At 66.8% G+C, this 20,882-nt stretch carries 12 protein-coding genes and 1 tRNA gene; 5 read left to right on the forward strand and 8 right to left on the reverse strand.

The window, feature by feature from the left end:
* Positions 1-260: 260 nt before the first annotated feature.
* From Q0627_RS22255 to Q0627_RS22285, 7 genes are all read right to left on the reverse strand, one after another.
* A complete protein-coding gene (locus tag Q0627_RS22255; protein ID WP_298813021.1) occupies positions 261-461 on the reverse strand; it encodes a hypothetical protein in 201 nt (66 codons plus the stop codon).
* 21 nt (positions 462-482) lie between these two features.
* Complete coding sequence (gene menC, locus Q0627_RS22260) at positions 483-1,610, reverse strand: o-succinylbenzoate synthase (RefSeq protein WP_291016085.1); 1,128 nt, start codon at positions 1,608-1,610, stop codon at positions 483-485.
* Positions 1,607-2,092: a MurR/RpiR family transcriptional regulator gene (locus Q0627_RS22265; RefSeq protein ID WP_291016086.1), complete on the reverse strand. Its 486-nt coding sequence runs from the start codon at positions 2,090-2,092 to the stop codon at positions 1,607-1,609. The genes menC and Q0627_RS22265 overlap by 4 nt, the downstream gene beginning before the upstream one ends.
* Positions 2,093-2,209: 117 nt before the next feature.
* Positions 2,210-6,016 (reverse strand): multifunctional oxoglutarate decarboxylase/oxoglutarate dehydrogenase thiamine pyrophosphate-binding subunit/dihydrolipoyllysine-residue succinyltransferase subunit, encoded by a 3,807-nt coding sequence (locus Q0627_RS22270; RefSeq protein WP_291016087.1) that lies wholly within the window; start codon positions 6,014-6,016, stop codon positions 2,210-2,212.
* Between the two features lie 188 nt (positions 6,017-6,204).
* A complete protein-coding gene (locus Q0627_RS22275; protein ID WP_291016088.1) occupies positions 6,205-9,894 on the reverse strand; it encodes an ABC transporter ATP-binding protein in 3,690 nt (1,229 codons plus the stop codon).
* Positions 9,891-10,706: a hypothetical protein gene (locus Q0627_RS22280; RefSeq protein ID WP_298813027.1), complete on the reverse strand. Its 816-nt coding sequence runs from the start codon at positions 10,704-10,706 to the stop codon at positions 9,891-9,893. Before Q0627_RS22280 ends, Q0627_RS22275 begins: the two co-directional genes overlap by 4 nt.
* On the reverse strand, positions 10,703-11,761 hold the full coding sequence (locus tag Q0627_RS22285) for a glutathione S-transferase family protein (RefSeq protein ID WP_291016091.1): 1,059 nt from the start codon (positions 11,759-11,761) through the stop codon (positions 10,703-10,705). The genes Q0627_RS22280 and Q0627_RS22285 overlap by 4 nt, the downstream gene beginning before the upstream one ends.
* A gap of 210 nt (positions 11,762-11,971) precedes the next feature.
* On the opposite strand from Q0627_RS22285, the gene Q0627_RS22290 reads away from it, so the two are divergent.
* A complete protein-coding gene (locus tag Q0627_RS22290; RefSeq protein WP_291016092.1) occupies positions 11,972-13,465 on the forward strand; it encodes a DHA2 family efflux MFS transporter permease subunit in 1,494 nt (497 codons plus the stop codon).
* Positions 13,466-13,685: 220 nt separating this feature from the next.
* Here the strand turns inward: Q0627_RS22290 and Q0627_RS22295 are convergent, their stop codons facing one another.
* Positions 13,686-14,672, reverse strand: a complete 987-nt coding sequence (locus tag Q0627_RS22295) for an Rpn family recombination-promoting nuclease/putative transposase (RefSeq protein ID WP_291016093.1) — start codon at positions 14,670-14,672, stop codon at positions 13,686-13,688.
* Between the two features lie 271 nt (positions 14,673-14,943).
* On the opposite strand from Q0627_RS22295, the gene Q0627_RS22300 reads away from it, so the two are divergent.
* From Q0627_RS22300 to Q0627_RS22315, 4 genes are all read left to right on the forward strand, one after another.
* A complete protein-coding gene (locus tag Q0627_RS22300; protein WP_291016094.1) occupies positions 14,944-16,299 on the forward strand; it encodes a metallophosphoesterase in 1,356 nt (451 codons plus the stop codon).
* Positions 16,296-18,917 (forward strand): AAA family ATPase, encoded by a 2,622-nt coding sequence (locus tag Q0627_RS22305; protein WP_291016096.1) that lies wholly within the window; start codon positions 16,296-16,298, stop codon positions 18,915-18,917. The genes Q0627_RS22300 and Q0627_RS22305 overlap by 4 nt, the downstream gene beginning before the upstream one ends.
* Positions 18,918-19,051: 134 nt before the next feature.
* Positions 19,052-19,124: transfer RNA gene (locus Q0627_RS22310), tRNA-Arg, on the forward strand.
* Between the two features lie 184 nt (positions 19,125-19,308).
* Positions 19,309-20,766, forward strand: coding sequence for a hypothetical protein (locus Q0627_RS22315; protein ID WP_291016098.1), 1,458 nt, complete (start codon positions 19,309-19,311; stop codon positions 20,764-20,766).
* Positions 20,767-20,882 lie beyond the last annotated feature (116 nt).

A 20,882-nucleotide genomic window follows, 5' to 3' on the forward strand; every position in this document is an offset into this window, starting at 1 on the left:
GGTTGCCGAGCACAGGGCGGCCGGCGTACAAGCCTCCTCCCCCCGGGTGGGTCCGACCCAGAATGCCCCGGGGCGGCCGACCTCGTCACCGCCACACTCGTCCGCGCCGACATCGAACACTCACGCAGTCAGTTCTGCTACCTCGACGACCGCAACCCCGACGTCTACTGACGCCGTCTGCCCAACCGGGTGCTTCCGCCGCAGAGCGCAGAATATAGATGTAAGTAGATACTTGCCGCAGACTCTCGTCATGAAGTCAATCACCGTGGCCGAACTGCGGCAGAACCCTGCGGGACCCCGTGGTGCACGAGGATCGTCTCGAAGATGCCGTCGCCGCGGGTCACGCCGAGATCATCGGTGCGCAGCACGGCGTCGGTGACCTCGCGCCGGGCGATCACGGCGTCGGGGTCGTCACCGGCCGGGCCGGACAGGTCGAGCACGTACAGGGTCAGTGGCTGCATACGGGTGATCTCTCCGGGGTGTCAGGCGGCGGTGTCGTCGCCGCTGTCGTAGAAGCGGACGGTGTTCTGCTCGACCCAGTGCACGTCGACGTCGTGGCCGAGGCCGGGACCGGTGGGGACGGTGACGACGCCGTCGTGGGCGGCGACGGGCGGGACGATGATGTCGCGGGCGTAGTACTTGTCCGAATCCGACACATCCGACGGCAAGGTGAAGCCGGGCAGGGACGAGATGGCGACGTTGGCGGCGCGGCCCACCCCGAACTCGTGCATTCCCCCGCACCAAACCGGAATCCCGGCGTCGACGGCGACATCGTGTGCAGCGCGTGCCGCCGTCAGACCTCCCATGCGCGAGATCTTGATGTTGAGCACGCGGCCCGCCTCCAGCGCGAGCATCGTGTGTAGATCGTGGATGTCCACCACTGATTCGTCGAGACACACCGGCGTGCCGATCCGGCTCTGCAGCCGGGCGTGGGCGAGGAAATCCCTTGGCGCGTAGGGCTGTTCGATCATAATGAGGCCGGCGCCGTCGAGGGTGGTGAAGACCTTCGCCGACGCGTCGTCGTCGGGGTAGGCGCCATTGGCGTCCACGTGCAGGTCCAGATCGGGATACGCGGCGCGCACCGCAGCCACCGGTTCGACGTCCCAGCCAGGGGTGATCTTGAGTTTCACCCGCCGGTACCCGGCGTCGACCTGATGTTGTACCTGGGTGAGCAGGTCATCGATGGTCGGTTCGATGCCGAGTGAGACCCCGGTGACGACCTCGGCCCGGGTGCCGCCGAGCACGGATGCCAGCGGCTTATCGACGGTGCGGGCGTGCAGATCCCATGCGGCGCCGGAGAATCCGGCCTTGGTGAACTCGTGGCCGCGGATCTTGGCCCAGGACGCCTCCAATTCGGGCGGGGTGTCCCAGTCGGAGTCGAGGGCGTGCAGAACCAGGTAGTCGATGGCGATCTCGAATGCGGTACTCGTGGTTTCCGAACAGTAGAACGGGTCGGCCGGGGAGGCGATCTCGCCCCAGCCGGTGCGGCCGTCGGTGTCGGTGGCGGCGACGAGGAGGTGGGTGAGGCCGGACTTGCGATGGGAACTGGTCTGGAAACTGTGCACCAGGTGCAACCGCACCTCGAAGATGCGCAGCCGCTCAATTCTCATGGATGTGTCTCCCTGTTGTTCGGGCCATGGGTGCCGGGCTGGTACAGGTCGAGGGCGGTGGCCAGTTCGTCGCGGATGGTGAGCCTGCGCCGCGCCCCCTTGGCGCTCGCGGTGGTCAGGGCGCTGAGCAGGTGACAGACGGCGGCCATCGCGGTGGGCGAGTCGGCGTACGACGCGCTGTCGGTACGGACCCGGATCAGTGCGTCGGCCAGCGGGGCGAGGGGAGCGTCGTCACTGTCGGTGACCAGGACCAGTTTGCCGCCAGCAGCGTGGAACAACTCGCCGAGCTTGGTGGTCTCGCGACGGTAGCGGCGCAACGAGAATGCGATCAGCAGATCCTTGTCCCGCACGTCGGTGAGCACAGTGAGCGGGGTGAGAGCATGTCCGTCGATGAGGAACACGTTGGACAGCGTCGCCGACAGGTCGGCGCTGAGCAGCCCGGCGTCCATCGCGGACTTGCCGGGCAGATGATTCTCTGACAATCAGACGACGCGGAGATCCCTGAGCCTGGCAAACCTGGTAAGACGACATTGTCCGCTCACCAGGTTTGCCGGGCTCGGTCGCCGGGTAACCGCACACCTCAACCGGCGGAAGGGGTTTCAGTCGCCGAACGCGGTGTCGATGATTTCCTTCTGCTCCACAGCGTGGACCTTGCTCGAACCCGACGACGGTGCCGACATCGCGCGGCGCGATGCCCGGCGCAGACCGCCGAGGAGATCCGGCAGCACCTCGGGCAGCCATAGACCCAGGAACGGCCACGGACCCTGGTTGGCCGGCTCCTCCTGCACCCACACGAAGTCTTTCGCGTTGGGGTACTGCTCGATGATCTTGCGCAGCCTGCGGTGCGGAACCGGGTACAGCTGCTCGACGCGGACGATCGCGATGTCCTCGCGCCCGTCCTTCTCACGGCGCTCGTCGAGCTCGTAGAACAACTTGCCGCTGACCAGCAGGATCCGCTTGACCTTGCTGTGGTCGGCGCCGCCGGTGGCGAACTTCGGGTCATCGAGCACCGAACGGAACTTGTCCTCGGTGAAGTCGGCGACCTGGCTGACGGCGTGCTTGTTGCGCAGCATCGACTTGGGGGTGAACACGATCAGCGGACGGCGGATGCCGTCGTGGACGTGGCGGCGCAGCAGGTGGAAGTAGCTCGCCGGTGTCGACGGCAACGCGACCGTCATCGAGCCCTCGGCGCACAACTGCAGGAACCGTTCGATACGGCCCGAGGTGTGGTCGGGACCCTGACCCTCGTGGCCGTGCGGCAGCAGCAGAACAACGTCGGAGAGCTGCCCCCACTTGGCCTCGCCCGAGGAGATGAACTCGTCGATGATCGACTGGGCGCCGTTGACGAAGTCGCCGAACTGCCCCTCCCACAGCACCAGTGCGTCGGGATTGCCCACCGAGTACCCGTATTCGAAGCCGAGCACCGCGAACTCAGACAGCGGCGAGTCGTACACATTGAAGCGACCCGGCTGTTCGGGGGAGAGGTGATTGAGCGGGGTGTACTCGGAGCCGTCGGTGCGGTCGATGAGGACCGAGTGCCGCTGGGTGAACGTACCGCGACGCGAGTCCTGACCGGACAGACGCACATCGGTGCCCTCGAGCACGAGCGAGCCGAACGCGAGCAGCTCGGCGAACGCCCAGTCGACATGCCCCTCGCGGGACATCTCCTGCCGGCGCTTGAGCACCGGCTTGACCCGCTGATGGGGAGTGAAGCCCTCGGGCACGTTCACGAAGGCGTCACCGATGCGTTCCAGCACCGACTTGTCGACGGCCGTCTCGACCTTGAGCGCCAGTGTCTGGTCCCGCTCCACCGACGGGCTCGGTTCGGGAACGTAGCGTTCGAGTTCCTTGACCTCGTTGAAGACGCGCTCGAGCTGACCCTGGTAGTCGCGCAGGGCGTCCTCGGCCTCTTTGGTGGAGATGTCGCCACGGCCGATCAGGGCTTCGGTGTAGGACTTGCGCACACCCTTCTTGGTGTCGATCACGTCGTACATTGCCGGTTGCGTCATCGACGGGTCGTCGCCCTCGTTGTGGCCGCGGCGGCGGAAGCACACCAGGTCGATGACGACGTCCTTATGGAACGCCTCGCGGTAGTCCACGGCCAGCTTGGCCGCCCACACGCAGGCCTCCGGATCGTCGCCGTTGACGTGGAAGATCGGCGCGCCGATCACCTTGGCGATGTCGGTGCAGTATTCGGTGGACCGGGAATGTTCGGGTGCGGTGGTGAAGCCGACCTGATTGTTGACCACGATGTGCACGGTGCCGCCGGTGCGATAACCGGGCAGCAGCGACAGGTTGAGCGTCTCGGCCACCACGCCCTGACCGGCGAACGCGGCGTCGCCGTGCAGCATGAGCGGCAGGATGGCGAACTGCTCGGACTCCTCGAGCTGGTCCTGCTTGGACCGGACCAGACCTTCGAGGACCGGGTCGACGGCTTCGAGGTGGCTGGGGTTGGCGGTGAGGGAGACGACGATCTCGTTGTCGCCGAACATCTGGTAGTACTTGCCCTCGGCGCCCAGGTGGTACTTGACGTCGCCGGAGCCGTGCGCCTGCGCCGGGTTCAGGTTGCCCTCGAACTCGCCGAAGATCTTGGAGTACGGCTTGCCGACGATGTTGGCGAGCACGTTGAGCCGGCCGCGGTGCGGCATACCGATGACCACTTCACGCAGGTTGTGGTCGGCGCTGCGGTCGATGACCGCGTCCATCGTCGGGATGGTCGCCTCCGCGCCTTCGAGTGAGAACCGTTTCTGCCCAACGTATTTGGTTTGCAGGAAGGTTTCGAAGGCCTCCGCGGCGTTCAGCTTGGACAGAATGTACTTCTGCTCGGCCACCGGCGGTTTGACATGTTTGATCTCGACCCGCTCCTCGAGCCAGCGCTGCTGCTCGGGTTCGAGGATGTGCGTGTACTCGATGCCGACGTGACGGCAGTACGCATCGCGCAGCACCGACAGCACGTCGCGCAGCTTCATCCGGTCTTCGCCGTGGAAGCCGCCGACCTTGAACTCGCGGTCCAGGTCCCACAGGGTCAGACCATAGGTCTGCACGTTGAGGTCGGGGTGCGCGGTCTTGGCGTCGCTGTTCATCATCAGCGGATCGGTGTCCGCCATGAGATGGCCGCGGTTACGGTACGCGGCGATCAGCTCGAGCACTCGGGTGCTCTTGTCCACCAGGCCGGCGGGGATGTCTCGGCGCCAGCGGATCGGCTCGTAGGGGATCTTGAACGCGGTGAAGATCTCGTCGAAGAAGCCGTCATCGAGCAGCAGCGAGTGCACCCGGCGCAGGAAGTCGCCGGACTCGGCGCCCTGGATGATGCGGTGGTCGTAGGTGGAGGTGAGGGTGATGAGCTTGCCGACACCCAGGTCGGCGATCTGCTCGTCGCTGGCGCCCTGGAACTCGGCCGGGTACTCCATCGCGCCGGCACCGATGATGGCGCCCTGACCCTTCATCAGGCGCGGCACCGAATGGACGGTGCCGATGGTGCCCGGGTTGGTCAGCGAGATGGTGACACCCGCGAAGTCCTCGGCGCCGAGTTTGCCCTCACGTGCCCGGCGCACGACGTCCTCGTAGGCGGCGTGGAACTCGCCGAACGTCATCGCCTCGCAGCCCTTGATGGCCGCGACCACCAGAGTGCGGTTGCCATCCTTGCCGGCGAGATCGATGGCCAGGCCCAGATTGGTGTGGGCGGGGGTGATGACATTCGGCTTCCCGTCGACCTCGGCGAAATGCCGGTTCATATTGGGGAAATCCTTGATCGCCTGGACGATCGCGTAACCGAGGATGTGGGTGAAACTGATCTTGCCGCCGCGCGTACGAGCGAGGTGGTTGTTGATGACGATGCGGTTGTCGATCATCAGCTTGGCCGGGATGGCCCGAACGCTGGTCGCGGTGGGGATCTGCAGCGACAGGTTCATGTTCTTGACGATCGCCGCTGCCGGACCGCGCAGGATCTTGTTCTCGTCCGCAGCGGGAGCGGCCGGGGTCTTGGCGCCGCCCGCTGTGGCCGACGCCGACGAGCCGCGACCGGCGGCGGCCTTGGTGGCCGGAGCCTCTCTGGCGGGTGTCGGTTTGCGCGTCGCCTGCTGCCGGTTGGGAACGGTGTCGAGGGTGACCTGATTGCTCGCCTGGCGCGGAGCTGCGGGCTGAGCCGGTGCGGTGGCCGGGGTGGCAGGGGCGGCGGGCCGGGCTGCGGTGGCCGGGGCGGGAGCCTTCGGCTGGGCCGGGGCAGGGGCTGCGTTGCCGTTGCTTGAGGTGGGGGCTCCCGCGTCGGCGTCCGCCGATTCGGGCTTGTAGTTCTTCAGGACCTCATGCCAACTCGGGTCTACCGAGGCCGGGTCCTTGATGAATTGCTGGTACATCTCCTCGACCAGCCAGGTGTTCTGTCCGAAATCCGAAACCGAACTGCTCACTGCGCTTTCTCGCCTCAATTCCCTCTGGTATCGGGTCGCCTGATCACGTCCTAGGTCCCTTGTGGAGACCGTCGGCGTGGACCAAACCCTGATGGTACGCGGTCTGCGACTGTGTGCAGTGCTGGGATCTCACAACACTCTCGGTGCATCAAATGAAGCACACACGACGCTCGCATGTGACCGGTTTCTCATACCGGATCGGCCGCTCCCGACTGCCAGAGCCGCAGGTACATTCCACCCGCGCCGAGCAACTGCGCGTGGGTGCCGAATTCGACGATCCGGCCGGCGTCGACGACGGCTATGCGGTCGGCCCGGGCGGCCGTGGCCAGCCGGTGGGCGACGATCACCGATGTACGTCGCGCGGTCACCGCCGCACCGGCCGCCAGCACCAGCGACTCGGTCTCCTGATCGAGGGTGGCGGTCGCTTCGTCGAGCAGCAGCAGGTCGGGTTCAACGAGTTCGGCCCGGGCCAGTGCGACGAGTTGTCGTTGCCCCGACGACAGCCCCTGACCGCGTTCACCGACCGGCTGATTCATTCCCCACGGCAGCCGGGCGATCACCCCGAGCGCCCCGACGGCGCGTGCGGCGGCGACGATCTCGTCACGGTCGGCCCCGGGCCGCCCGAACGCGATGTTGTCGGCGACCGTTCCCGTGAACAGATGCGCCTCCTGCGGGACGACCCCGAGCCGGTGCCGATAACCGGTGAGGGCGAACTCGCGGATATCGGTGCCGCCGACGCGGACGGCACCGGAGGTGGGGTCGTAGAAGCGGGCGAGCAGTTTGACGATCGTCGACTTGCCGGCGCCGGTAGGGCCGACGAGGGCGAGGGAGGTACCCGCGGGGATGGTCAGCGTCATATCGGTGAGCGCATCGGCGGTGGCCCGCGGATAGCGGAACCCGACACCGTCGAGGCGGACGTCGCCGTCGAGGTGGCGTGGCGTGCGCGCGCCGGGTACCGGCATCAGCGACGACGGCGTGCTCAGCAGGTCGGAGATGCGGCGCAACCCGACCGCCGCCTGCTGGTAGCCGTCGAAGACCTGCGAAAGCTGCTGCACCGGCCCGAACAGCATCGTCAGATACAGAATGAACGCCACCAGTGTGCCGGGCGAGAGGTCGCCCGCGGCGATCTGGTGGGCGCCCAGGGCCACCGCGACAGCCGCTGCGACATCGGCGGTGAACGTGATGAACGGGAAGTACACCGAGATGGCCCGCTGCGAGGTCATCCGGGCATCGACCCAGGCGAGGGTGCGGCCGGTAAACCGGTCCCGGGCGGCGGGGATTCCGCGGTAGGTCTGAGTGGTCTTGATGCCGGCGACGTTCTCCTGAAAGTCGGCGTTGACGACGCTCACCAGTTCCCGGGCCCGCGTGTAGGCACGTGCGGAGATCTTGCGGAAGACCACGGTCGCGACGATCAGGAGCGGAAACAGCGGGAGCATCGCCGCGCCGAGGGTCGGGTCGGTGAACACCAGCGCGGCACCCACCCCGCCCAGCGTCAGCACCGCCACCACCGCCGACGGCAACCCGGTCTGCAGGAACGTCGACAGGGCGTCGATGTCGGTGGTCATCCGGGTCATGATGCGCCCGGACAGCTCCCGCTCGTAGTAGTCCAGACCGAGCCGCTGGATGTGCGCATAGCTGCGGATCCGCAGTGCGTACAGGATGCGTTCGCCCGCCCGGGTGGATGCGATGACGGTGAGCCGGGCCGCGGCCCAGGCCAGCGCCACGGCGACGACGCCGATCGCGCTCACACGCCAGACGGTGTTGTCGCCGGAGCCGCCCGCGGCATCGAGAACGGTCCGGGCCAGCGACGGGAACACCAGCCCGACGAGGGTGTCGACGCCGATGCCGAGCACGGTGAGCGCGATCAGGATCCGCACGCCGCCGAGCAGACCGCGCAGCGAGAACGATTCGGAGTCCGCTCGGGCGGCGGCGACGTCGACTCGGGGATCCTCGGTCGCCGGGGGCAGCGCGGCCACCGCCGCGGCCAGTTGCCGGGTGACCGGCATCGACCCCAGCGCACCGGACCGACCGGTTGCCGGGGTCGCCGGCGCCCGCGTCCGGCTCGGTGACGGGCCGACGGGAACCTCGGGCCACAGCTGGCCGTCGTCGGGTTCGGTCGGCTCGGCCGCCGGGCTGGCAGCAGGTTCGGTGCCCGAACTCATCAGTGCCCGGAACCGCTCACTGCGAGCGTCGAGTTCGGCGACCGTCCCGACGTCGGTGATCCGGCCGTCGTCGAGTACCACGACGCGGTCGGCGATCGCCAGCGTCGACCGGCGGTGCGCGAGCACCAGCATCGTGGTGTCCGGTGTGCGTAGTTCCCGCAGGATGGCCTGTTCGGTGGCTGCGTCGACGGCCGACGTCGCGTCGTCGAGTATCAGGATGCGGGGCCGGGCGAACATGGCCCGGGCCAGTGCGATGCGCTGGCGCTGGCCACCGGAGAGGGTGAGCCCGCGTTCACCGACCACGGTGCCGAAACCGTTCGGCAGTGCGTCGATGAATTCGGTCGCACACGCCCGGCCGGCGGCGGCGCGGATCTCCTCGTCGGCGGCGTCCGGTACACCGAGCGCGATGTTGGCGCCGATCGTGTCGGAGAACAGGAACGGCTCGTCGAAGACCACCGACACCGCCGAGTGCAGCGCATGGGCATCCAGGTCGCCCACGTCGACGTAGTGTCCGCCGGCGCCGACGGAGATCGACCCGGAAACGGGCCGGTAGTAGCGGCATACCAGGTCGGCAAGGGTGGATTTGCCCGAACCGGGCGGACCGACAACGGCCACACATTCCCCGGGTGCCACGTCGAGGGCGACGCCGTCGAGCACCGTGCGCCCGCGGAGCTCCGCACTCACCGACGACAGCCGCAGCCCCAGCGGGCCGTCGGGTGCGGGTGCGGTGGCAGAGAGCGCGGGATCGGGCGGATGGTCGGCTACCTCGTAGACGCGTTCGACCGCAGACCTGGCCAGCTGGGCGGTCACCAGCAGGCCGGTGACCATGCGCGAGAGCGCTGTCATCGACGCCACGTAGGTGGCGAACGCCAGAAAGGTGCCCGCCGAGATCGAACCGTGGAACGTCAGATACCCGCCGACCGCGATCACCAGCACCATGCCGAGCTGCGGTATCGCCGACAGGGTGGGAGCGAGTGTGGCGTTGATGCGGGCCGCGCGCAGCCGCAGGCGGTACAGCCGGTCACCCAGCCCGACGAGCGTGTCGACGGCGCGATCTTCCTGACCGAAGCCCTTGACCACCCGGACGCCGGTCACGGTCTCCTCGACGTGACCGGCGACCTCGGCCGCGGCCTGCTGCGCCGACCACGTCGCGGCGAACAACCGTCTGCGCACCTTGAGCACCACCACACCGACAACCGGCACGATGATCAGCGCGACACCGGTCAGCAGCGGCGACAGGTACGTCATGATCGCGATGGCGACGACCAGTTGCACCGCCGATCCCAGCGCGAGCGGTACCTGCGCGAGCAACCCCTGGATGATCTGCAGATCGGAGATCGACCGGGACACGATCTGCCCGGTCCGGATCTCATTCTGCGCGGTGCCGTCCAGGCTCAGCAGGGTGTCGAACAGCCGCAGCCGCAGCGCGTTCTGCACGACGATCGACAATCTGCCCGCGGTGATCCGGCGACCGAACTGGCAGCCGAACCGGATCACCGCGGCCAAGATCAGCGCGGTCACGATCACCGGCAGGCCGGGACCGCCGTCATTGACGCCGGTCGCGTCGTCGATGGCCACTTTCGCCAGCAGCGGGGTCGCCAGATCGACGGCCACCGCGATCAGCGTCGCGGTACACGCGAGCACGACCAGACGCCGGTGCTGCAGGCATTGGGCGGTGAGTCGCCGGATCCAGCCGGGTTCGGCCGGCCCGGTCACCCCTTGGCCGCTGGGCGGTCACTCCTGTCGGTCGGCAGCGAACGGACGGGCGGGAGCGCGCCGGCCGCGTTAGTGGCGTCGGCGAGGGTTCCGTCGACAACCGGCCATTGCGCGGGCGGGGGACCGAACGCGATGCGGGCGTTCGCCACGACCTTCCTGCCCAGCGCGCGGTTGCCGATGCCGCCGATCACCGCACCGGCGCCGGCGGGCAGAAGCCTGCCGATGAGCAGTGGTGCCCGCTTGAAGGCGTACTTGCGGGCCATCCTGGCGGCGAGGTTGTGGTTGAGTTTGCCGATCCGGCTGGCGGGTGTGGGGTTCTTGCCGAGCCGGCGCAACACCCCGCTGCGCGAACCGACGACCTTGCCCACCGCGAGCACGCCCTCTTCGCCGAGGGCGACGGCCAGCACCAGCGCGGTGCGCCGCTCGTTGTCGTGCAACGGAATGCCGTGGACCTCGGCGATGGCCAGGGCCAGCAGCGCGGATGCCTCGATGAACAGCGCGCTTTCGCCGGTGGCGGCACTGAGCGCGGCGAAGGTGCCGATGCCGGGCACGGCCGCGGTCGCACCGACCGCGCTGCCGGCGCTGGTCACCGCACGCAGATAGTGCGTTTCGAGTCGCTCGATGATCTGCTGCGGTGTTTCTTCCGGATGCCGGCGCCGGATGCCGGCGACATACTTCTTGACCTGCGGTCCCTGCAGCTGCTGGGCCTTGCCGAGCCCCTTGCCGACCGTCTTGATGGTCAGCTTCGACGGCGGCTTGCTGTCCACTTCGGCCAGTGTGGACTGTTCGATGCGGTTGACGATGTCGCTCATGCGGTGGGATCCCAATTCTGTGCGGGGACGATTTCGGCGGAACGTGGCGGTGGTGGCGGGGTGCCGTCGCCGAAGGGCCGTCCGCCGAGCTGTTCACGATGGTGCGGGGTCAGCCAGTGTGACAGATCAGGGCCCTTCGGCACTATGCCCGTGGGGTTTATGTCTCGGTGCACGACGTAATAGTGCCGTTTGATCTGGGAGAAGTCGACGGTGTCGCCGAAACCGGATGTCTGGAACAGGTCGCGGGCGTACGCCCACAGCACCGGCATCGCGCTCAGCGTCGACCGGTTGCACTTGAAGTGACCGTGGTAGACGGGGTCGAATCGGGCGAGTGTGGTGAACAGCCGCACGTCGGCCTCGGTGATGGTGTCGCCGACCAGGTAACGCTGCCCCGACAACCGCTCGGAGAGCTCGTCGAGCTTGGTGAACAGCCTGTCGTAGGCGGCGTCGTACGAGTCCTGGTCGCCGGCAAATCCACAGCGGTAGACGCCGTTGTTGACCTCGGTGTACACGCCCTTGTTGACCTCATCGATCTCCTCGCGCAACGCCTCCGGATACAACTCGGGGGCACCGTCGCGGTGAAAGTCCGTCCACTCCAGTGAGAAGTCGATGGTCATCTGCGGAAAGTCGTTGGTGACCACCGCGCCGGTCGGGATGTCGACGATCGCCGGGACCGTGATGCCCTTGGGGTAGCCAGGGAAACGGCGCTCGTAGGCATCCTTGATACGGGGGATGCCCAGCACCGGGTCCAATCCGCCCGGATCGAGGTCGAACGTCCACGAATCCGCGTCGTGGGTGGGTCCGCACAACCCCAGCGACAGTGCGTCCTCGAGTCCGAGGAGTCTGCGGACGATCAGAGTGCGGTTGGCCCAGGGGCAGGCCCGCGCGGCGACCAGCCGGTACCGGCCGGCCTGCACCGGATATCCGTCGCGGCCGTCGGCGGTGATCCGGGTTTCGATGTACTTGGTGTCGCGGACGAACTCCTGCCCGCCGGTGACGTACTTCCCAGGGTTCGTGGTTTCCGGTGCCTCGCCGGGGGGTGTGTTCGGGGACATGTTCTACACAGTAGTGACTGCGATCGGGCGCCGACCGTTATCCGAGTGGCGGGTCCGGCCTATTCGTCCGGGCATTTGTTTGCCGGATATGCCATGAATCGCCCGGTCGCCGGAACTGACCTGGTTGGTCCGGACGGGCCACGACCACTAGCGTCGACGTGGCGGGGTCTCCGCGGAGCTTTTTGCGACTATCGGAAGTATTTGAGTCCTATGACAAATGGTTCGCCCGGCACACAGGGTGCGATCACCACCCGGCCGTGGATCGCGCTGATGGCGCTCTGTGTGGGCTTCTTCATGATCCTGGTGGACATGACGATCGTGGCCGTCGCCCAGCCGCAGATCATGGAAGCCCTCGGCACCGACGTCAACGGCGTGGTGTGGGTGACCAGTGCCTACCTCCTCACCTACGCGGTGCCGCTGCTGATCACCGGACGGCTCGGCGACAAGTTCGGCCCGAAGAAGGTTTATCAGTTGGGCCTGCTGGTGTTCACGCTCGCCAGTCTGTGGTGCGGGCTCTCGGATTCGATCGGCGAGCTCATCGCCGCGCGCAGCGTGCAGGGTCTGGGCGCCGCGCTCATCACCCCGCAGACGATGGCCGTGATCACCCGGATCTTCCCGCCCGAGAAGCGCGGAGCGGCGATGGGCGTATGGGGGACCGTCGCCGGTGTGGCCACCCTCGTCGGCCCGCTGCTCGGTGGTGTGCTGACCGACAGCCTCGGCTGGGAATGGATCTTCTTCGTCAATATCCCCATTGGGATCATCGGTCTGGTACTGGCCGCGACCCTCGTGCCCGATGTCGAGACCCACGACCACCGGTTCGACCTGGTCGGAGTCGGGCTTTCGGCGGTGGGTGTGTTCGCGCTCGTCTTCGGCATCCAGGAGGGTGAGAAGAACGACTGGGCCTGGTGGATCTGGTCGATGATCGCCGCGGGCGTGCTGGTTCTGGCCCTGTTCTTCTACTGGCAGTCGCGGATCCGCACCGAGCCCCTCGTGCCGTTGGAGCTGTTCCGGGACCGCAACTTCACGCTGTCCAATCTCGGTATCGCGTCGATGGGGTTCGCGATCTCCGGTCTCATGCTGCCCGCGATGTTCTTCCTGCAACTGGTCGGCGGGATGTCGCCGACGCAGTCCGCGGTGATGATGGTGCCGCAGGCGATCCTCACCGGCATCCTCGCGCCCATCGTCGGTCGTATCCTGGACCGGGTCGACCCGCGGCTGATCATCTGCACCGGGCTCGGCCTGGCCGCGATATCCATGGGCTGGCTGGGCCTGGCCGTCCGTCCGGAAACCCCCGTCTGGCAGGTCCTGATCCCGATGTCGCTGATGGGTGTCGCCTCGGCCGGGATCTGGGCGCCGCTGGCCGCCACCGCCACCCGGAACCTGCCGTGGCATCAGGCCGGTGCCGGGGCGGGCGTCTACAACACCACCCGCATGATCGGATCGGTGCTCGGCGCGGCGATGGTCGGTGCGCTGATGCAGACCCGGCTGGCCGCCGAACTGCCCGCGGGCATCGACACCGGTGCGGCACAGGACACCGTCGATCAACTCCCGGAGTTCCTGCGCGAGGGCTTCGCGACCGCGATGGGCCAGTCGATCTACCTGCCGGCGATCGCGCTGGTGCTGGGTGTGGTGGTGACCGCGTTCCTGCAGCGGCCCGCGTCGGCACAGCGTGCGGGGGCAGATGTTGCTGAGAGCGTCCGCTGACCGCGAGTTCGGGCCGGCGTGCGGGTCGTGGGTGTGCGACACGTTTGTAGGTTGGTCGGGTTGGTGCTGGTCATCTTCAGAACGCGGCGCACCGAGCAGGTCCGTAAGCACCTCGCTGTCGCGCTGATACTCACAACTACGGGGGATGCTGTCTGACTTCGCTTCCCTGACCGCGCAAGACAAGGTGTATGGGACGGTCGAATCGGATGTGATTGCAATCTCACGCGCCGAACACCTGGTCGAGGGCCTCGTTGCCGAGGACCAGTCGGGTGCTCCATTCGGAGATCTGCTCGGTGGTGGCGTGTTCGACCCGGTTGCGGATGCGGGGATCAAGCTTGCCGAACTTGGCTGTCAACAGCTCGATGAGCATGTCGGCTCGCGCTTCGACACGTCCTTCGGCGCGTCCTTCGGCGCGGAGTACGTCTGCTGTGTTCATGGCTGCCTCCATGGTGTCTGGTCCCACGGTGGCGGCGTAGCGGGCGACGTCGTAGATGTCTGTGGGACTTACTGTTACAAGATACTGGAAGTGGGCTTCGACGCTTTTGACGTCGAGTTCGATGATGTGGTCGGTCCAGTTGGGCATCCAGCGGGTGGCGTGGGGGTCGCCGGGGGCGTGGGTGAGGTACACGAAGGTGATGCGGGCTGCGGTGGTCAGGGGCCGGGCGCGCAGGGTGGCGTCGTCGACTGTGGTGAGGTCATCTAGCAGGAAGCCGGCGTGCGGTACGAGGTTGCCGGCTGCGGTTGCGAGGGAGTCGTCGATGTTGAGCAGGTAGGCGATGTCGGTGGGGGCGTTCCAATGGCGTCGGCCCTGGTAGATGACGACGGGGATGATCAGGGGGAGCGGTCGTTGACCTGGTTGGATCTTGTGCTGTTTGAGGTGCCGGTCCCAGATGCGGACCTGGTATTGCAGCCTGCGGAACGCCATCAGAGGGTCTGGGCTGCTCTGGTGCTCAACGAGCAGATACAGGTAGGCGTCGTCGCCGTGGACTGTTGTCTTGAACAGGACGTCGGTTTGCCGGTGGCGTAGGTGTTCGTCGACGAAGGTGCCCTCCTGGAGCACCATGCCGTCGAGATCGATGTGCGCGGTCAGTTCCGGTGGCAGCACCGAGCGCAGTTCTGATCCGGTGTTCTCCGGGTTGGTGAAAACCAACCGGAACAGTGCGTCGTGTGGTTGTGCGCTTCCGGACGTGTCCCCCTCGTTGGTCATGGGGCACACCGTAGCGGCAGGCTCGGACATTTGTTCGATACCGGCGTTTAGACTTCGGGTGTGCGACACGTTTGTAGGTTGGTCGGGTTGGTGCTGGTCATCACCCCCGCAAGCGCCTGAACACCACCAACCCCCAAATCGAACACACATACGATCTGCGCTACCTACAAATCCGTCGCACACCCGCGGGTCGTGCCGAATGTGGGGATTGTCGTAGCCGACTCGTAGGATCGCGGGAGTAGTTGCCGCGAGCTGAGAGTAAGGAGGGTCGATGACGGCGTCGCTGTTCGACCTGCCCGAGTTCGAGCCGCTGCCCGGTATGGAGTCGTTCGCGCCGGCACCGTCGCCGCCGGCGAAGACCCGTCGGCGCAGGTCCATCGTACCGGTGACCTCCGGGGCGGTCCCCGACCACGAATCCGGTGCTGTGGACGCGGCTCCTGCGGAGACCAGCAATGCCGATGCCGCGGCATCGCATGCGCACACCGTCACGTTCGTGCATACCGCGGACTGGCAGATCGGCATGACCCGGCATTATCTCGATGCCGACGCGGCCCACGCTTATGCGGCGGCCCGGCGTGACGCGATCACCCGGATCGGTGCGGTTGCCCGCGAGGTGGGGGCCGAGTTCATCGTCGTCAGTGGTGACGTCTTCGAGGATCATCGGGTGTCGGACAAGACGATCCGTCAAACCCTCGATGTACTCGGCGACTGCGGGATGCCGGTGTACCTGCTACCCGGCAATCACGACACCGCCGACCCGGCGAGCGTCTACCGGTCGCGGGCGTTCATCGACGGACAGCCCGCGAATGTGACCGTGCTGACCGACAGCGCGGTGCGGGTGCGGGAGGGTATCGAGCTGGTGCCCGCGCCGTGGGCCAATAAACACCCACTCACCGACCTGGTCAACGCGCGCATCGACTGTGCGGGAGTCAACTCCGGCAACGTGATCCGCATCGTCGTCGGGCACGGCGGTGTCGACACGATCGTCCCCGGCGACGATCCGGCGCTGATCTCGGTGCAGGCGCTGGAACGGGCCGTCGAGTCGGGGCAGGTCGACTATGTGGCCCTCGGTGATCGTCATTCGGTCACCGATGTCGGTGGGAGCGGGCGCATCTGGTACTCGGGTGCTCATGAGGTGACCAATTTCGACCACATCGAGACCGAACCCGGCCACGTCCTGGCGGTCACGTTGCGTCGGGAGGGCGAGCGGCGGGAAATCGACGTTGCCCCGCATCGGGTGGGCGAGTGGAGTTTTCGCAGCATCACGCGCGATATTGCCGGCGCCGACGACATCGAAGCGCTACGCGCCGAACTGGAAGCGGTCGACGGCAAACCCCACGTCGTGGTGCAGTTGGGGTTGGTCGGGGCGGTCACCATCGCCGAGTACGCGGTGCTTGAGGAGATGCTCGATCAGTTCCGGGACCGGTTCGCGGCCCTGGTTCCGTGGGGCAAGATCGACCAGCTGACCGTTGTCGGTACCGAATCCGATGTGGAGTCAATGGGTTTGACGGGCTATGCGGCCGACGCCGCCCGCGAGTTGCTGGCCGTCGCCGATTCCGAGGCCGACGATGCGGCGCCGACCGCCAGGGATGCGCTCGCCCTATTGCGCAGACTGGCCACCCGATGAGACTGCATCGCCTGAAGCTGCGCGATTTCCGTGGTATCGGCGAGCGTGAGGTGTGCTTCGCCGACCAGGGTGTCACGGTGGTCGAGGGCCGCAACGAGGCCGGCAAATCCTCGATGATCGAGGCGCTCGATGTCCTGTTGAGCCTACGGGACAGCAGCAAATCCTCCGCCGTGCGTTCGGTGATGCCGTCGGGACGCGATGTCGGCTCCGAGGTGGAGGCCGAGATCAGTTGCGGTGAATGGCATTTCACCTACTTCAAACGTTTCAACAAACAGCCGGCGACGACGCTGACGGTGCACCGACCCAAACCGGAGCAGCTCACCGGCCGTGCCGCCCATGACAAGGTCAACGAGATTCTTGACACCACCGTCGACAGGGCCCTTTTCGATGCGCTCAAGCTCCTGCAATCGGGGGCGGATCCGGCGCTGACCGATCTGTCGGCGGCGGCCGCGCTCTCGCGGGCTCTGGATCGGGCCGCCGGCGGACCACGGGGCGCCGATGATTTCGCCGAATCCGTTGCGGGAGAGGAGGATAGCGTTCTCCTGGACGCGGTGGCCGAGGAGTATTGCCGGTACTACACCCGCAAGCAGGGCAAACCGACCGGTCAGCTGGCCGAGGCCGCGAGGCGGGCCGACGCGGCCGGTGACCGGTACGAACGATTGCGGCGCAGTCGTGAGGTGCTCGACGACGATATCGAACGCCTTCGGGCGGCGGTCGCCAGGCGTGGGGAGTTGCAGCGCACCGACGAGCTGGCCCGCGCCGACCAGGAGCGGGTCGACACCGAATGGCAAGCGGCGCAGGCCGTGCTGTCGAAGGTCGGCGGCGCTGCGCAGACGGTCGGGCACCGCCGGACCGCACTGACCCTCGCCGAGCGGGTGGTGGCCGAGCGCACTGACATTCGCCGGCAACGTGAGGTGTTGTCCACGGAGGCAGTCGAACTCGATGCGCAGGCCGGACAGGTGCGGGAGCAGACAGTGCAGGCGCAGGCGGAAGTGGCCGCGCTGGAAGGCGAATTATTCTCGGCCAGAACGATCCTCGACGACCTGCGAGCCCGGCTGAACGCGGCCAGACAGGTGGCCAAGCGTGAGCGGCTTGCCGCAGAGGTCGCCGAACTCACCGACGTGCTCGACAAACTCGCCGGGTTTCGGGCCGAACTCGACACCATCGACGCCGAATTGGCAACGCACAGCGTCGATGCGGAGGTCGCCGGGGCGGCGCAGGCATTGGCGGGCCGGATCGACGTGGCACGCGGGCGGTTGGAAGCCGCGTCGGCGACACTGCGCGTCGAGACGCTCGGTGCCCATCAGGTGAGCGTCGACGGCGAGTCCGTCGATGGTGCTGTCGATGTCGTCGCCGACGCCGATCGGGTGATCGAGGCGCCCGGGGTGGTTCGGGTGACGGTGCGGCGCAGCGTAGACACCACAGCCCTCGCCGAAGAGCTCGACCGGTTGCAGTGGTCGGCGCAAACCCTTTGTGATGCACACGGTTTGGCAGACCTGTCGGAGGCGGCGGTCAGGGCTGCGGCGCGTACGGACCTCACCCACGAGCGGGCGCTGATCTGTGAGCGGCGTGACAGCCTGCTCAAGTGGCGGACGTTCGCCGAGATCAGGGACTGGCGCGATGTGGTCCGCACCGAACTCGAAGGACTCCTCGCCGCCGAGGTGCGGGAGCACGAGTCGGTCGAACAACTCGCGGAGGCGGAGCAGGCTCAGGCCGACCTGGTCGAGCGGGCACATGCCGCAGCCGTCCGGCGCAAGTCGGAGGCGTCGGCGCTGGGGGAGCGGCAGGAGTCCGTGGCCGCCCGGCGCACCCGGGTGGGTGCACAGATCGACGAGTTGGACACCAGGCTGGCCGAACTGGTCTTCGCACTTCCCGACGAGGACGCCGAGGCTGCGGTGGAGCGGTCCCGGCAGGAGTTGCAGTCCGCCCGCGACGAGCAGAACCGGTTCGATGCCGAAGCAGCCGAACTCGATGCCGAGGGACTGGAACTGCGGCGCGAACAGATCTCCCGCGACATCGCCCACGGCACAGCCGAACTCGACGCTGTCGGGCACCTGATCACCGAACTGAGCACCAAACTGGAGATGTACCGCGGCGAGTCCCGCCTCGACGAGTTCGACGAGGCGCAGGCCGAGTGGGAGGACGCGTGCGCCGGTCTGCGACGGGTCACGCGGCGCGCCGAGGCGGCAAGACTCTTGCACGAGACCCTGACCCGTACACGCCTGGAGTCACGTGCCAAGTACGCCGACCCGTTCACCCGCCGCCTCGACAAACTCGGCGCCATCGTCTTCGGGGACACGGTGCGCTTCGACGTCGACGACGACCTCAACGTCGTCTCCCGTACCGTCGACGGCGTCACCGTTCCCCGCGACGCCCTTTCCGGCGGCGCCAAGGAGCAACTGGGCCTGCTCTCGCGCCTGGCCTGCGCCACCCTCGTCGACCAGGCCGATGGCGTGCCGGTCATCATCGACGACGCCCTCGGCTACAGCGACCCCGACCGCATCGTCGCCATGGCCTCGGTCCTCACCGAAGCCGCCCGCGACGCCCAGGTCATCGTCCTCACGTGTAGCCCCCACCGCTACGCCGACGTCCACAACGCCCACGTCGTCACCGTCTGAGCTACCTGCACGCAGCACTTGCACACGTGCCGCACAAAGGCGGAAGTACGTGCAAGATTTGAATGCAAGTGCCTGCTGACCATTGGGTTTGGGGAGTGAGGTGTCGGTGCGCTACTCTGACTCTCGCCCGATGAGCCCCCCTAGCTCAGGGGATAGAGCGTCTGCCTCCGGAGCAGAAGGTCGCAGGTTCGAATCCTGCGGGGGGCACAGTGACATCCTTGCCGGCCTCCGGCCGGTGTGCGCCTACTGTGTTTGAACAAGATCTACGCAGGCGCACCAAGCCAGATTCATTCGAACCCACGTCCTCCTGCGTGGGTTCGTTCGTTTGTCCGATGCCTGTCGCTGCTCGGACTACGCTGGTCGTAGGCCACTTCGGGAGTGAGGCCTCGCTATGTCCCTCAAAGATCCCCTGCACGAAGGCCAGCTTGAGCTCCTGCGCTGGATCGGAGACGGCTGTCCCGACGGACGTTGGAAGGGGCACAGCTACAAGACGTCGGCCACGGCGCTCGTCAGCCGGCGACTGATCGAGGTCTCGAAGAAGGGCGGCGTGTGGAGCGCCACGTTGCTTCAGGCCGGGACTTATTACCTCGAGCACGGCGACTATCCCGACGGGCACTGGGAGCGCAAGCGCCGCCGGTCAACCGGAACCGAGTCTGCTACCGACGGATCAATGAGGTCGCCACGGCCGAAGCCGAGACCTCGGCCACAGCCAAAGCCCGTAGCGCCGAAGGAACCGCCGCCGGACCTCGAACGTAGCCGTCAACTGGTCGTGGAGTTGGAAGAGGCAGGTGGCGTCTTGGAGCGTCGGACGGATGACCCGATGAGCTACTTCGATCTCGCGACGACCATCAATAGATATAAGGTCGCGCCGACTCCCCAGGAAGTGATCGTGTCTGGTGCCGGCGAGCGTGGCCATCTGCGGATCCGCCTCGTCGACGTAACGACGTGGCGCACCGAGACGCCGGCCGAGGTGGCAATGGAGGAGCGTGTCGGACGTTGGCATCCGGTCGTTGCTGATCTGCGATCCGATGGGCGACTCGACAACGTCAGCAAGGATCACCAGCGTCGAGTGATGATCCTGCTCCACTGCCTCGCAAAGGAGGCGGAATCGCGTGGACTTACTGTGGAGATGATCATGTCGCCTCCGAGATCTGGCTATTACGCGCAACGCGACACACCCAAAGGATTGCTCGAACTGAGAACGTCTGGTGGTTCTACTTATCGTGTCGGGATCAAGCAGTACTTGAACCGCACGAAGCATGTGCCGACGGCACAGGAACTCGCGGAATCGAAGCGCTCCGGCTGGCAGCGCTATCCGACGTACGACGATGAGCCTTCGGAACGCCTTGCGGTGCTCATCTACGAGGGTGAAAGCAACTACTCACCGAGGGAGTGGGGCGACACCAAGAGGCGGCTATGCGCGGAGGAGAAGCTGGGCGATATCCTCGCGGCGATCAGCAGGTCGGAGATGTCCGCAGCGCGGATGGCCGAAGAACTGCGACTCGCTGAGGAGGAGCGCACCAGGCGGATTGAACGCGAGAACGCGTGTGCTCGCGCGGCGTACGTCGAACACGCCACCGGGAAGCGTTTGAAGCAGGACTCGGCCAAGTGGGAGGAAGCGGACCGTCTGCGGAGGTACCTGGCGGCTATGCGGACCCGCGTCGCCGACATTGCCGACGACGAGCGTAGCGCGGCTGACGAGTGGATTGCGTGGTGTGAGCGCTACATCAACGAGACGGTCGACCCGCTCGGCGGTCCGATCCGACGGCCGGATGTCAACGAGCCGAGCCAACAAGACATCGCGGAGTTCCGCCGCCGACTGGGCTTCGACCGGCGCGGATGGTTCTGACGGGGCTGGCACGTAGCCCTGCTTGGTACCGGTAGTCCGTGTAGTTGGTACCGGTTTTCTGCCTAGTTGGTACTGGTGGGTGTTTGGTCGTGTTCTTCTGGCGGCGACGTCGGCAT

It is taken from the genome of uncultured Gordonia sp., from assembly GCF_937858515.1.
Classification (GTDB): Bacteria; Actinomycetota; Actinomycetes; order Mycobacteriales; family Mycobacteriaceae; genus Gordonia.